13 protein-coding genes and 3 pseudogenes are annotated in these 13,264 nt (G+C 68.4%); 8 read left to right on the top strand and 8 right to left on the bottom strand.

The window, feature by feature from the left end:
- Nucleotides 1-224: 224 nt before the first annotated feature.
- Together FHX75_RS26335 and FHX75_RS26330 are read right to left on the bottom strand one after the other, a co-directional pair.
- On the bottom strand, nt 225-1,139 hold the full coding sequence (locus FHX75_RS26335; RefSeq protein WP_154943026.1) for an IS3 family transposase: 915 nt from the start codon (nt 1,137-1,139) through the stop codon (nt 225-227).
- Nucleotides 1,136-1,429 (bottom strand): transposase, encoded by a 294-nt coding sequence (locus FHX75_RS26330; protein WP_170285461.1) that lies wholly within the window; start codon nt 1,427-1,429, stop codon nt 1,136-1,138. The genes FHX75_RS26335 and FHX75_RS26330 overlap by 4 nt, the downstream gene beginning before the upstream one ends.
- A 65-nt stretch (nt 1,430-1,494) precedes the next feature.
- Between FHX75_RS26330 and FHX75_RS26325 the strand changes: the two are divergent.
- Nucleotides 1,495-1,815 (top strand): annotated as a pseudogene (locus FHX75_RS26325) (tyrosine-type recombinase/integrase); the annotation flags it as partial.
- A 27-nt stretch (nt 1,816-1,842) separates the two neighbouring features.
- Here FHX75_RS26325 and FHX75_RS26320 read toward each other — a convergent pair.
- From FHX75_RS26320 to FHX75_RS26310, 3 genes are all read right to left on the bottom strand, one after another.
- The gene (locus FHX75_RS26320; RefSeq protein WP_154943023.1) at nt 1,843-2,454 is read right to left on the bottom strand and encodes a hypothetical protein; all 612 of its coding nucleotides are present in this window, start codon (nt 2,452-2,454) and stop codon (nt 1,843-1,845) included.
- A 334-nt stretch (nt 2,455-2,788) separates the two neighbouring features.
- Entirely contained in the window at nt 2,789-3,889 is a 1,101-nt protein-coding gene (locus FHX75_RS26315) for a TolB-like translocation protein (protein ID WP_154943022.1), read from the bottom strand.
- A gap of 354 nt (nt 3,890-4,243) precedes the next feature.
- The gene (locus FHX75_RS26310) at nt 4,244-4,666 is read right to left on the bottom strand and encodes a hypothetical protein (RefSeq protein WP_246158641.1); all 423 of its coding nucleotides are present in this window, start codon (nt 4,664-4,666) and stop codon (nt 4,244-4,246) included.
- A gap of 170 nt (nt 4,667-4,836) precedes the next feature.
- Here FHX75_RS26310 and FHX75_RS26305 point away from each other — a divergent pair.
- The 3 genes and pseudogenes from FHX75_RS26305 to FHX75_RS26295 form a co-directional block, all read left to right on the top strand.
- Nucleotides 4,837-5,211: pseudogene (locus tag FHX75_RS26305) on the top strand (replication initiator); the annotation flags it as partial.
- Nucleotides 5,212-5,223: 12 nt separating this feature from the next.
- Nucleotides 5,224-5,499, top strand: coding sequence for a helix-turn-helix domain-containing protein (locus FHX75_RS26300; protein ID WP_154943020.1), 276 nt, complete (start codon nt 5,224-5,226; stop codon nt 5,497-5,499).
- Entirely contained in the window at nt 5,499-6,716 is a 1,218-nt protein-coding gene (locus FHX75_RS26295; protein ID WP_154943019.1) for a tyrosine-type recombinase/integrase, read from the top strand. The genes FHX75_RS26300 and FHX75_RS26295 overlap by 1 nt, the downstream gene beginning before the upstream one ends.
- Before the next feature lie 216 nt (nt 6,717-6,932).
- Here FHX75_RS26295 and FHX75_RS30980 read toward each other — a convergent pair whose 3' ends face one another.
- The 3 genes from FHX75_RS30980 to FHX75_RS26275 form a co-directional block, all read right to left on the bottom strand.
- Nucleotides 6,933-7,106 carry a hypothetical protein gene (locus tag FHX75_RS30980; protein WP_170285460.1) on the bottom strand — a complete coding sequence of 58 codons (174 nt, stop codon included), beginning with the start codon at nt 7,104-7,106 and terminating at the stop codon, nt 6,933-6,935.
- Between the two features lie 546 nt (nt 7,107-7,652).
- On the bottom strand, nt 7,653-8,849 hold the full coding sequence (locus tag FHX75_RS26280; RefSeq protein ID WP_154943016.1) for a helix-turn-helix domain-containing protein: 1,197 nt from the start codon (nt 8,847-8,849) through the stop codon (nt 7,653-7,655).
- Between the two features lie 335 nt (nt 8,850-9,184).
- Nucleotides 9,185-9,787, bottom strand: coding sequence for an SMI1/KNR4 family protein (locus FHX75_RS26275; protein WP_170285459.1), 603 nt, complete (start codon nt 9,785-9,787; stop codon nt 9,185-9,187).
- 353 nt (nt 9,788-10,140) lie between these two features.
- On the opposite strand from FHX75_RS26275, the gene FHX75_RS26270 reads away from it, so the two are divergent.
- The 4 genes and pseudogenes from FHX75_RS26270 (at nt 10,141) to FHX75_RS26255 (ending at nt 13,098) form a co-directional block, all read left to right on the top strand.
- A complete protein-coding gene (locus FHX75_RS26270) occupies nt 10,141-10,512 on the top strand; it encodes a hypothetical protein (protein WP_246158638.1) in 372 nt (123 codons plus the stop codon).
- Between the two features lie 374 nt (nt 10,513-10,886).
- Nucleotides 10,887-11,255 (top strand): YciI family protein, encoded by a 369-nt coding sequence (locus FHX75_RS26265; RefSeq protein ID WP_154943014.1) that lies wholly within the window; start codon nt 10,887-10,889, stop codon nt 11,253-11,255.
- A 192-nt stretch (nt 11,256-11,447) separates the two neighbouring features.
- Nucleotides 11,448-12,068 (top strand): annotated as a pseudogene (locus FHX75_RS26260) (site-specific integrase); the annotation flags it as partial.
- 367 nt (nt 12,069-12,435) lie between these two features.
- A complete protein-coding gene (locus tag FHX75_RS26255) occupies nt 12,436-13,098 on the top strand; it encodes a hypothetical protein (RefSeq protein WP_154943013.1) in 663 nt (220 codons plus the stop codon).
- Nucleotides 13,099-13,264: the final 166 nt, after the last annotated feature.

The following is a 13,264-nucleotide window of genomic DNA, read 5'->3' as shown; positions in this document are numbered from 1 at the left end:
ACCGAATCGGAGATCTCAGATACCACGCTGGGCGCATCGGGTCGCCCCTCCGCGCCACATTGCGGGTCATCCGTGCTCACCCGATTGGCACCGCCGTGGCCGGTGCCGTGCCAGAGGCAGCCGATCGTGGGACTGTCAAGCCTCAGCAAGGTGACGACACCGGTGCCGCTCATGGTTATGCCGCCTGGGCCTGCGGCGAGCCGGTCTCGGTCATGAAGTGACCCCTATCGGCCGGACACCTCGATGTCTGTTAGGGACTCGTGGTGGATCTTTTCGTAGGTGTCGGGGCTGACGTTACCCAGACGGCTGTGCCGGTGGCGGGGGTTGTAGAAGCCCTCGATGTAGGAGAGGACCTCCATCTCCAGCTCGTGGCGACTGGGCCAGGCGCGGGTGTAGACCAGCTCGGTGTTCAAGGTGGCGAAGAACGTCTCGGCCAGGGCGTTATCGAAGCAGTCGGCCACGGAGCCCATCGAGGCGAGGACGCCGCAGGAGCGCAACGTGCGGCCGAACTCGAACGACGTGTACTGCGTCCCGCGGTCCGAGTGGTGGATGACCTGGTCCCGGGCGGGTCGGCGGTGCTGGATGGCCATGCCGACGGCGTCGAGGATCAGTTCGGTGCGCGGGTGATCGGCCATGGCCCAGCCGACGACGCGGCGGGAGTAGGCGTCGACGACCACTGCCAGGTAGAGGAATCCTTCCCAGGTGCGTAGGTAGGAGATGTCGGCGACCCACAACCGGTTGGGTGTGGTCGCGGTGAACTGCCGCTGGACCAGGTCCGGCGCGGTCGCGGTCGACGCGGCCTTGCGGCGGGGCTTTCCGCGCCGGCGTCGGTGGGCGCCTTCGATACCGGCCAGACGCATCAGCCGGGCCACGGCCTTGCGGTTCCACCGGTGGCCGCGTTCGTGCAGCTCGGCGGTGAGCCGTCGGGCGCCGTAGACGCCGCGGTGCTCCGACCACGCCTGCCGGGTGACCTCGACGCGCTGCAGGTCGTGACGTTTCCGCTCGGCGGCGCGTTGGCGTCCCTGTCGAAGCCAGTCGTAGAAGGCGCTGTGGCCGACGCCGAGGAGCCGGCAGAGCAGACGGACCGGGTAGGTGGTCTTCTCCGCGTCGATGAACCGATACACGTCGGCCCGGTTCACCGCTCCGTCTCGCGTGCGAAGAAGACCGCGGCTTTTTTCAAGATCTCCTTCTCCAACTCCAGCTGGGCCACCTGCCGCCGCAACCGCAGCAGCTCGGCACGCTCATCGCCGCTGAGCGACGACGACTGGCCGCCGTCGCGTTCCTGGCGCAGTTGGGCCACCCAGTTGCGCAGCGTCTCGTGGTTGACGCCCAACTCCCGGCCCACGTCCCGGATCGTGCGGCCGGAATCCAGCACCAGCGCCGCGGCCTGACGTCGGAACTCCCCGGGGTACTTGCTCTGTCGAGCCAACGCGGTTTCCTCCTCCTCGGCAGGATGCCAAGTCAGGAGGTGTCCGGTCTCAGGGGGTCACTTCAGAGGCACGGGCAACCGCTGGCAAGGCATGGCACGAAGCCGACCTCGTATTGACCACCCGCTACGGCACACCCATCGAGCCGCGCAACTTCCAGCGCTCCTGGCAGACCCGGTGCGAGAAAGCCGGTGTCCGGCCGATCACCGTCCACGACGCGCGGCGAACTTGTGCCACCCTGCTGGCGGACCTCGACGTCCATCCGAGAGTCGCCATGCAGGTCCTCCGGCACGCCCGCTTCTCCGTGACGATGGAGATCTACACGCAGGTCTCATCAAAGGCGACGCGCGAAGCCCTCAAGCGCCTCGGCGACTCGCTCGGCATCTGACCTACACGGGCAGAGACGGGTACTGGTTCAGTTCTCGCGGTTCGGGTCGCCGAGAGCGTCCCACTCCTCAGGTGTGCTGGGAAACGGCTGCCAGTACGGCAGATAGAACGGTCGCCACGTCGGAGTGACCATCGAAAACGACTCCAGCTCCGGGTCCGCGAGCATGCGGTAGACGAACTCCGTCATGGACATGTCGAACCGGTGCCACGGGTGGGGCGGGTCGTGCCGAGCGACCACGGGCCACCGATCAGACTCCACCGAGCGGTCCGCCAGCCAGAAGTACTGACCCCCGGACGAGTCGTGACCCCATTCGATCAGCCCGGACCCTTTGTCGGGCCCGTACAGATCGTGCGGCGCGTACAAGCGCCCGGCGGGATCGTCGTGCTCGCTCACCCAACGCCGGCTGGAGTTCCACCACCCGAGCAGCGAAGTCGAATCGTGATCGTCGGTCGGTCGCAGTAGGTCAAGGACCCCCATGAACAGGCCCGGCACGAACCGCCGGCACAACTCCTTGAAGTCGCTAGGCAGCGTGACGCCGAGCTCGGCCTCCGCCTGCCCCCAGCCGGCACCGCCCTCAGGCCCATAGCGCCACCCGGTCACGTCGATGATCCTGTCGATCCACGTCAGCTGATCATTCACGGCCGGCAAAGTAACAGCACAGGCGGCCATCTCCTCGCCTGGTCGTCACCCGCCCGCTGACCATTGCTGTACTTAGCTGCTGTACGACAGCAGAAAGGCCACCTCCCGTTTCCGGGAAGTGGCCTTTGACCTGCGTGGGCGATACTGGGATCGAACCAGTGACCTCTTCGGTGTGAATGTCGATCTCACCTGCCGTCGCGGTTTAGCCGCTGCCGTCTGTTGCCGTCAGGTGCTGGCCGGATACCTTCAGATGTCGCCGAATGACAGATGCCGCCGAACCTCTTGCTGATTTCTTGCTGACGTAGCGGCCTAACCGCGTCTAGGCCCCGGCCCCTTAGTCGCCGGGGACGATCACCCGCGCATGGTCGGGCAGCGAGGTCAGCACCCGACGCCGGCCGGTGGCCGGGTCGGCGGCGACCAGCTCACCGCCGTCCGCGGCCCAGCGTTGCAGGAGGACCTCGGTGCCGGCGAGACCGAGGAAGCTCTCGCCCTCGCCACCCCCGGGCACCACGAGGTCGATCCGGCCGGCCGGTCGGCCGGACCGCAGATCGACCCCGACCAACGTCATGGGGGGCACCGCCCGCGCCCCCTCCGGCTGGGCGGTCGGGACCTCCTCCCGCCGGGTGACCAGAGCCCACACCGCCGGCGGATCGCCGCCGCCGCGCACGAGCGGGACGAGCGCGTTGCGGATGTCGCCGGAGCCCACCTGTTGGGTGGTGGCGAGCGACACCGAGCGGGCGGTGCGGCCGTCGACGTCCTGAATTGCGATGGTGAGCTGGCGGTGCGGCCGGGCGTTCGGGCCGACGTTGAACTCCGCGGTGGCCAGTTCACGCCCGTCCAGGAATGCCAGCATCCGGCGGCCCGGCGTCCCGCGTAACGCCAGCGGGCGCAGCCCCCCACCGGGCAGGGTGAACGCTGCGTACGCCTCGCCGGCGCCGGAGGGTTGCCCGAGCAGCAACGCCCGTCCGTCGGTCGACCACTGCCGCAACTCGTACCCGGGCGGGACGGCCCGCTCGGTGATCCCGGTGAGGTCGCGGATCCACCACTGCCCGTCTCGGCGCTGGGCGAACCACCTCCCGTCCGGGGAGAGCGCCTGACTGAACTCGCCCATGGTGGCCGCCAGCCCGACGCCGAATTGTTCACCGGAGGCGGTCACCAGGTACATCGGCCGTCGAGGCAAGGCGCCGGTCGCCACGTCGAAGCCATCGGGGTCGTTGATCTGGTAGAGCAGGGCTCCCCGTCCCACGGCCCGGTCGGTGGGAAGGGCGGTCGGCGTGGCCGGCGGCAGCAGCCGGCCGGGCAGCCGGGCGAGGAGTTCCCGGGCCGTGACCGGGGCGGCGACCTCGGCGGGTGCCGGTGACCGGGTGGCGCTCGTCCGCCAGACCGTCACCCCGGCGGCCCCGCCGACCAGCACCCCGGCCAGCGCGACCGCCATCCATCCCCGAAGTCGGTGCGGTCCCGGCGGCCTAACGGGTGCCGGTCCCGGTGCCGTGGATTCCATCGTCGTTCCCCCGATCCGGGCGTCCTGCCCGCGCACAGCACACGGGAGATGCACCGGGCCGTCAACGGCCCGGTCGGACCCGACTCCCGATCGGGGCCCGATCGTGATCTTCGGGGATTGCTGACGCAGCAGCGGATTAAGAGTGCTGCCTCTCCCCCATGCTCAAATCTCTTGACCTCGCCTCGGTCTGCTGGGCGGTTGGTCCTGGAGTGCTGGTTTTGCGGTTTGTTGGGGTCGCACTGGGGTCAGCTCCCGACGCGTGATGGTGCACGCTAATTGGCGGCTGGCCTAAGCGTTGGCAGGGTCTTCTCCGGCTGCAGGCATGTAGCAGTCGCTAGCCAGGATCAAGGCGATGCGGTCTCGGCTCTTGGTGGTGGTGAGGCTGACCGTGATCCCCGTTTCGGTGTCACGCATGGAGACTGCGCCTCGGGTGCCTTCGGCGAAGGTGCGGTCTTCGGTGATTTCGTAGCCTTGCTGCCGCCACATGTCTCGGACCCGGTGCAGCGTGGTGATCTGGTCGGCTGGGGCGACCGGTATCCCGGCGAAGCCGCTCAACTTCCAGCGGCCGTCGTCGGCGATCTCGCCCCGCCGGCCTACGCAGGGCGAGGTGTTGGTCCGCCAGTCATCCAGCGGGTTGCCGGCGGTGGTGGCGACGGCCTGAGCACGGGTCTCGGCCAGGCCTTTCACCTCGGCGGTGGCTTTGGTCTGCAAGGGGTCGTCCTTTCCCGGCGAGAGGCCGCCACCAGTGCAGGCAGTGAGGAGCATTAGTGCGGCCGTGAGGGCGGCCGCATGCCGCCGAACCGCCCGGTGATGGAGGGTCATGGCGTTTCCCCGTGTTCGAGTACGGCTACCTCGTAGTCGCCGACGATAACCGCCGCCTGGGAGCGCAGCACCTGGGGCGCTGCAAGGGCAAGGTCCACCAACGCGCCACCCTCGGCATCGGCGGCCGACGCATCCTCGTCTCCCGCGACTGGTCCGGCAAAACCCTCGCCGACCACCGCGCCGACGCCCGCGCCTGGGTCCGCAACCTCCTCGGCGTCACCACCGGCGCCGACGACACCGACCCCGTCGACCAGGACGCCGCGCCCACCTACGCCTGGGAACTCGCCCGCCCAGACGACCCCGACATCCCACCCCTGCAACACCGACTCCTACGCGCGCTGTCCCAACGCGCCCAGTGGAAGGCCGCCCTCCTCGCCGCGAGAGATCGCGCTGCCACCACCGCCCCAACCACCGTCGACCGCCCCACGTCCTGACCAGGAGGAACCATGGAACGCGCCACCACCCCCACCGCCACCCGCCCGACCACCGGCTCGGACCTGCCCGGCCGACTCCTGCGCAGCGGCGACAGCCGGGCCGTCTACTCCGTCCGCGAAGTCGCCCGACTGCTCTCCCTCTCCCTGGGCAGCACCTACGCCCTGGTCCGCGAGGGCGAGATACCCGCCCGCAAGCTCGGCGGACGCTGGGTCATCCCCAAGAAGCGATTCCACGACTGGCTCAACGAGACCACCGACCAGGCCGACGGCCCAGAGGGATGGGCCTGATGGGACACATCGTCAAGACGCCTGCGGGCACCTTTCGCGCGAACTGGCGTGACGCGAGCGGCCGGCAGAAGGCCAAGACCTTCCCGACCCGACGGCAGGCGGCGGCCTTCCTCGCCGAGACGGAAACCGCCGTTGCCCGTGGCGGGTACGTCGACCCGCACGCCGGCCGTCTGCTGTTCGGGAAGTACGCGGAACGGTGGCGGGAGTCCCGCAACGACGAGCTGACCACAAGGGCGCGGGACGCCTCGATCCTGCGAACCCACGTCCTGCCGCGCTGGTCGGACGTGCCCCTATCCCGGATCGATCATCTCGCCGTTCAGCACTGGGTGACGGACCTCGGCACCCGCCGCTCCCCTGCCACCGTGGCCGAGTGCTACCGGCTGCTGTCGGCCGTCCTCCGCTCGGCGGTTCGTGATCGGCTCATCGGCGCCGATCCGTGCGATGGCGTCAAGCTGCCGTCACGGCGGAAGAAGGACACCGACGGGCGCGTGCTGTCCCGCGCGGATCTGGTCGCTCGACTCCTGCAGGCCGTCCCCGACCGATACCGGGCGTTGGTGGCCCTGGCCGGCGGTACCGGGCTGCGGTGGGGTGAGTGCACCGGGCTCCGCTGGGAGTCGCTCGATCTGGCCGCGAAGACGGTCGAGGTGGTCCGGGTCGCCGTCGAGGTGGCCGGCACCGTCACGATCAAGCCCTATCCGAAGTCGCGGGCTGGCCGGCGTACCGTCCCGGTGCCTGAGTTCGCCGTCGACCTGCTGGCCGCCCATCGTGAGGCGTTCCCGCCCGGTCCTCGCGGTGAGGTGTTCACCAACTCGTCCGCCGGTCCGCTGCGTCGAACCCTGTTTCGGGCTCGCGTCTGGCGGCCATCGCTCGTCCGCGCCGGGCTGCTCGGAGACGTGAGCCGCCTGGGCCACTTCAAGTGGCGCGCAGCCTGGGTCGACCTGGAAGGCGTCAAGCGCACCGCGGAGTTCACCACCGAGCGGGAAGCCGTCGCGCACGTGGCGAAGATGGCGCCGGGCGGACTCCGCTTCCACGACCTGCGGCACTCGTACGCCACGGAGCTGGTGTCGCGGGGCGTCCCGGTCAACGACGTCCAGGCGGTAATGGGCCACGAGAAGCCGTCGACAACGTTGAACCTCTACACCCACCGGTCGGACGGGCGGGATCAACGCATCCGCGACGCGTTCGCTGACGATCCGCTGACGCCCAACGACAACTGACGATGGAATCAGCAAGAGCCACCCTCTTCCGAGGGTGGCTCTTCCGCGTTACTTCGATGGTGGGCGATACTGGGATCGAACCAGTGACCTCTTCGGTGTGAACTCTCGGCGAGCTGGTCGGATCGGGCTGGGTACGAGGTCAAACGGCCTGCTGAGGCGGGTCTTGGCTCGGTTCGGCTGGCACGGTTGCTGTACTTCGCTGCTGTACTGCTGGCGTCAGACGAGACGCTGGATGCGGACCTTCGGGCGCTCGTTCTTGAGATGGGCAAGCTTGTGTTGGCGGACCTCCTCGTCCCAGACCTCTTGGTCGTAGTCCGGGTTCGGTGGGATCCACTTGTGGGAGCCGTCGCTGTAGTGGAACTTGTCGTCGCCGGGCCGCAGGATGCTCATCGGGTCCAGCCGAGGAAGCGCCAATGCAGCGTGCCGGCGGGTGCCCAGGTCAGGTCGGCGGTGGCGCGGACAAGCTGCGCCCCCATGTAGAGGGAGAGAGACACCGGGGCGTCCTCGAACTCTGCTCGCAGTTCCCGGCGTCGGGTGACGCACGGCCATGGTGCGCCACAGCCACCGCAACTCCAGATCGGCAGGACCGGCCCGTGGGCGGTCACTCGTCACGTCCCGCGAGCCGATCTCGGTCATGGTCGAGCGGCCCACCGTCCGCCGTCGGGTGGTGCCCCCCGCCTCGCGCCTGATCGAGGAGCCGCCGCCGGGCCGCTTCCTGCTCCCCGGCTTGGATGCGCTGTCCGACGCCCGGCAGAGGCCGCGTCGACGGGAGCCACCGGCCGGTGATCCGTCTCAGAAGTCCGACAGTCACCGTCACGTCCGGCTCCTCCCTGTGGGGGAGCGCAGGTCACCGGCCGATGTGCCGTGTCCGCGCCCCGGTGCAGTGAGGACCAGAGTCGCGCCGCAAACGTCGTCGATCCAGACGGTGACCGTCCGCTAACCGGTTGTGCTGTCCGCTGATTGCCGACGTCGGGGGGCGTACTCGGCGCACAGTTCACGTAAGGCCGACGCCTCCGGCACGCCGGCCTGCTCCACCTTCGCCAGCAGTTCCGTCGCCCGCCACCAGTTCGACGGCACCACCCGCCCGGACACGACAGCCTCCGTCCCGAGAGCGACCGCCTCGTCCGGCTGCCCGGAGGCAACCAGGGCAAGACCGAGGTCGAGACGGGCCGATGCAGCGCGGCGGGGCCGTGCACCCCCGTCGCCGTCGGGGTCCAGGTCGGCCAGCACCGCCCTCGCCACCTGCTCGGCGCCCGGGTCACCCGCCCATGACAGGGTCGTGGCCGTGTACGCGGCAGCCTTGGCCGGGTCGTAGCGATAGTGGTGCTCGGCACGCTCCGGAACCGGCAGGTTGGCCGTCAGCCGCTCCACGCGGTCCAACGCTCCTCTGGTCTCACCCACGTCACCCATCCGCGCCCAGGCGCGCGCCTCCTGAGCAGTGGCCTGGATGTAGGCGGAGCTGCCTTGCGGGGCGATCCGTTGGGCCTGGCGGGAAAGATCGAGAGCTGCCCGGTAGTCGCCCTGGGTCAGCACGTCCCAGGCACGGGTCTCCAGGCACCATCCCCGGATCTCCGCATGCTCCGCGTGCTCGGCGAGGTCATGAGCAGCCCGCAGATGGGCAGCAGCCGCGGCCCGCTGTCTCAGGTCGATGTGCACGGTGGCCCGCAGCACCGCGAGCCACCCGCCGGCGACCAGCAGCCGGCGTTGCTGCGCAAGCGTGACGCGCCCCTCCAGCAGCCGGCCCACGTATGCCAGATGCCGCCGTACCAGCGGCAGGAGATCAGCCGGGGCGGTCGTCGGATAGGCGCTGGCCAGATCATCGACGCCCCGCTCGATACGGTCGAGCACATCCTTGCCGACGTCGCTGGCCATGACCCTCGCGCACAGCTCGCCGGCTTCAGCAGCATGGTCGATCGGCGCATCGACCATGCCAGCGAGCACGCCTCCGGCATCAAGAACCCGATCCAGGTGGCGCGCGGTATCGGCGGTCGGAGCCTTGACCCCCGTCTCCAGCTCGTGCAGGTGGCTCTTACTCCGATGGGCGAGCTGCCCGAGCGACCGAAGCGACAGACCCCGTCGCTCCCGAAACCCACGCAGAGCTACGCCGAAGCGTGGGTCGACGAATGAAGCCATACGCCGCTCCAAGCTGAAGGGTCCAAGCGGGCTCACCCGGCCGCGATACAGCAAGCCACCGATGTCGACGGTACCCCTGATAGCCAGCGCACCGGTGAGCCCTCGCTTGTAAGAACTGCGCGCCTCGTCCGGGCCAGTCTGTGCGCGTCTGCGACCTCGGCGGCTGATCCGCCGCTGGCCTGCGTCGTCCGCCGAAGTTCCGCCCCGTTACTGTCACCGTTGCTGTCGACCGCCGTGGTACGCGGGCGGCTTGGCCTTCCTGCGCGACGTATTGTTGGGAATCCGCGCGACATTCAGAAGATGGACTGGTGCACCCAGCGACGGTTCATGCGGCATCACGGCCAGAAGATTCGGCCGGCGTTATCGAGGTACGCCTCGTTCTCCGCCAGACGGTCGGCGATGTCGTAGAGCATTGCGGCCATGTCCGCCCACTCGGGCTCAGCCACGGCTCCCGCATCCCGGTAGAACTCCATGACGCAGCCGTACTTAGGGCCGCCACGCAAGTCCACGAAAAGATTCCCGCCGCCTCGGTTGGTGGCGACGGGCAGCCAGGCGGGTAGCCAGGTGTCGCATCTCGTTCCGGCCGGACGGCTGTTCTCCGAACTGATGAAGGCTTCCAACTGGTCGAAGAGCGCGAGCTGCCGGGCGACGTCCATCCACAATCGGCGGCTTTTGAGGGCCTCGTCGACAGAATAGGGAACGAAGCCGGGCGGGATGAGCGTGCCGCCATCGGCGTCAAGGCCAAAACGTGCTCCGTCGGCGTACAGCCACCAGGCCCGCAGATCGGGTGGCAGTTGCCGGCCGACCGCGTCCTGAGCCGCTACGAGATCGGTCTCTGACGCCGGCGGTCGCAGCACCGCGCGGGCTCGGGGCGCGTGCTGTTGGAGCCACGCGTCGATGCGGCGTATCGCCGCCTCGGCGACCATCGCTCGGTCCATACTCACCATGATTCACCTTCTGGGCGCTCCGAATACTGGCGTCCCTGCCAGTACCGAGATGATGTGTGACGCTCGCGTGGGCTAGCCAAGTCGTCGCTGCCCACGCCCCGACCGCCTGCGCTTGCCCGGCAGAATGTCATGGCGCTGAGCGCTTGGCTGCTGCGGCCGACAGCGAAGGGGGGCTCATGGGTTACGACTTTGAGTGGGTTGATCTGCCCGAACCTGCTGCGACTGCTCGCTCGCGCTACCAAACGTGCTCCGATCTGGGGGGCCTGTGCGTGCACGCCCCACCGTGCTGGGAGGAGTACTAGTCGCTTGCAGCTGCGTATCAGTTCCATCTGAACATCGCCGGCATGGCCTTCTGCCGTGACGGTATGCACCGCGCGGGCATGACCTACCAGGCAACTTCGCAGCCCTTCCCTGCCTGGCCGTTCGATGGTATCGACGACTGGCGGTCTGCCTTTCAGAGTCGGCGCGACGCCTACAACAAGGCCGAACGGGCGGCGTCGGCCCAGACGGTCGCTGGAATGGTTGGTATCCCGGAGTTCAAGCTGATGAGTAACGGCCGGTGGCTGATAGGGGCGAGGGAGATCGAGCAAGCGCTGAGCTGCTACCAGGCTTCGTCACCGAGCCTGCGTGCAGAGTTGGAGGGGGATGACCTGTGGGTGGCCTGGCTTGATTGGCTGAGACAAGCCATCAGCCACGGCGGCTTCGCCGTAGAGTGACCTGTCCGCCATCCCTAGATCGTCTAGCCGGACGTGTCACCCACGTCCCGAGACTGATCTGTCACGCAGGTCCTGAGACCCGACACGGTCGGCAGCCGGCCTGTCCTCCGTCGACCGATGCGCGACCCGCGTCCGCCAACTGATCTGCGCCAACCTCAGCGCGCTGAACACGGCAGACAAGTGCGGTGGGACTACTCGTAGCCGGCTGCGGCGGCGATGATCTCCGCGCACAGGGCCGACATGACGCCCGCAGGCCCCGAGCGGCGGCGGTCCCGTGAGAAATTCTTCTGGCATGGCGTCGGATCCGGGGCGAGTCGTTCGTAGAACAGGTGAGAGGCGGCCGGAGAGGGCCGCCGGGACAAGGGAGTCATGGGATGACGCGGTACTTGATCTCGTTCAATGACGGCGCGATGGACCACATCCCCGACGAGGAGATGCCCGACGTGGGCAAGGCCTCGCACGCGGTGGTCCAGGAGGCCGTGAACGCCGGCGCGTGGGTGTTCGGCGCCGGACTCGAACGCCAGAGGGCGAGCGTCGTGGCCACGGACGGGATGGTCACCGACGGCCCCTACCCGGAGACCAAGGAGGTCATTGGCGGGTTCTCGATCGTCGACGTGGCCTCACGCGAGGAGGCGCTGGCATGGGCTGCCAAGATCGCCGTCGCTTGCCGCTGCGCGCAAGAGGTCAGGGAGCTCATGCCCGACCCTGAACAAGACGCGTGGCTTCGCCAGGCTGGCAGGTGATGGTGACATCTCGACGACGTCTGATCGAGGGAGACCCACCACTCAGAGCAAGACTTGCGTGGCCGCGGTTGACGACGTGGGTCTGCGCATCGACCTGGACTAGGACGCCGGGACGGTGACCTCGGGGATCGGGCGTGGGACGAAGCCCGGTCCTCAAGCCTGGCCGATCCCCGCAACCGATGATCACCCAGTGGAGCGTCGTGGTCCAGCGACGAGGCCCGCAAGTTCCTCGAATCGGCCCGCGCCGACGAGGACCCGCTGTACGCCGCCTACGCCCTGGTCCTCGTCACCGGCCTACGCAAGGGCGAGGCCCTGGGGCTCACCTGGGAGGACATCGACCTCGACGCCGGAGAGCTGACCATCGGCCGCCAACTGCAACGCGTGCGCGGGCAACTCCTGCACCGCGACACCAAGACCCAGGCGTCCGACGCCACACTCCCCCTGCCCGACATCTGCCTGACGGCGCTCAAGGTGCGCAGAGAACAACGCGACGAGGCCCGAGCAGCCGCCGGCAGGGCATGGCACGAGACGGACCTCGTATTCACCACCCGCTATGGCTCACCGATCGAGCCGCGCAACTTCCAACGTTCCTGGCAGACGAGGTGCGAGAGGGCCAACGTCACGCCGATCAACGTGCACGACGCCAGGCGCACCTGCGCCACGCTCCTGGCCGACCTCGGCGTCCACCCGAGAGTCGTCATGCAGGTGCTCCGGCACGCCCGCTTCTCCGTGACGATGGAGATCTACACCCAGGTCTCGCCCAGGGCGACGCGGGAAGCACTGAAGCGCCTCGGCGATTCCCTCGGCCATTGAGCACCGCTGCTGTACAGCAGCAGAAAGGCCACCTCCCGTTTCCGGGAAGTGGCCTTTGACCTGCGTGGGCGATACTGGGATCGAACCAGTGACCTCTTCGGTGTGAACGCGGCTGCGGTGCATCGCCTGCTGTCATCGGTTGTCATCCCGTACCTGTCAGCTCGGCTACGACCCCGCCTGCTGTCGGGACGTGTCGCCCGCAGGCGACGCGTTCGCTGCCTCCTTGCTGCTTCACCGAGTGGTCGAGGAAGCAGACGCACGTCCTGGCCCTGAACCTATGGATTGCCGGCGAGGCGGTTGCTGTCGGTCCGGTGTGCGGGTCGCAAGCCTCGGTCGGTCGGTCTCGGGCTTCAGTGGTCGGGTTTCGTTGCTGTACGGCGACGAGCGGTTGGTTTCTAGGTGGCTGCCGCTGGAGTCAGATTCGCAGGCCGACCGGAGCGCCGTTGATTCCTTGTACTGCTACGGGCAGGATGACCTGATGATCATCAAGGGGCGGCAGGGCTGGCTGAAACCGGTCCCCCCGATCAGTCTGCTGATGCTCACTGCGGTAGCGGTGGCGTCGTGCGATGCCGCACGAGGCGTGCCGATCAAAAGCGACCCCTCCCCATCGGCGACGGCGTCGGTTGGCTCTCCCGCTGGCGCTGGCGGTACGCCCTCCGGCATTGCCGCAACCGAGCCATGCGCGCTGGTCACCGCTAAAGAAGTTGGCGAGTCTGTCGGGCTACCCACGCCAATGTCGGTCGGCGACGGCCCCACCGACTGCATATTTCTCTTTACGCCACTAGGGCAGACCTCAGCGGAGAGCGTCTCCGTCTTCCTGACCAACGGACGCGCGCTCGTACCGTCGGGCACACCGGTCCCCGACCTCGGCGAAGCTGCCGGCTGGAGTGAGTCCAGCAGCCAGCTCCAGGTCCAGCTTCCCCATGCCCTTATGTCGATATACGTCCAACTGCCGGCGAAGGTGCCCCAGCAGCAGCCCGTGGAACTCGCGATCCGGATCTTCAAGCTTGCCGAACCCCGCGTCTCGTAGCCGCGACTCCAACGTTGAAGCGGAACTTAGAGCGGCTGTCCCGCCAAGCGGGGACGGCGTGCGACGCCTGCTCACACGGCGTCTCAGGCTGCCATCGTTCACGGTTGCTTGACGACGTTTCACGGTGTCTTGTGCCCCCTGTGTGCCCCGCACTGACGGGATGCGG

The organism is Micromonospora palomenae, assembly GCF_007829925.1.
In the GTDB taxonomy this organism is placed as follows: domain Bacteria; phylum Actinomycetota; class Actinomycetes; order Mycobacteriales; family Micromonosporaceae; genus Micromonospora; species Micromonospora purpureochromogenes.
This window is presented reverse-complemented; position numbering and strand designations above follow the sequence as displayed.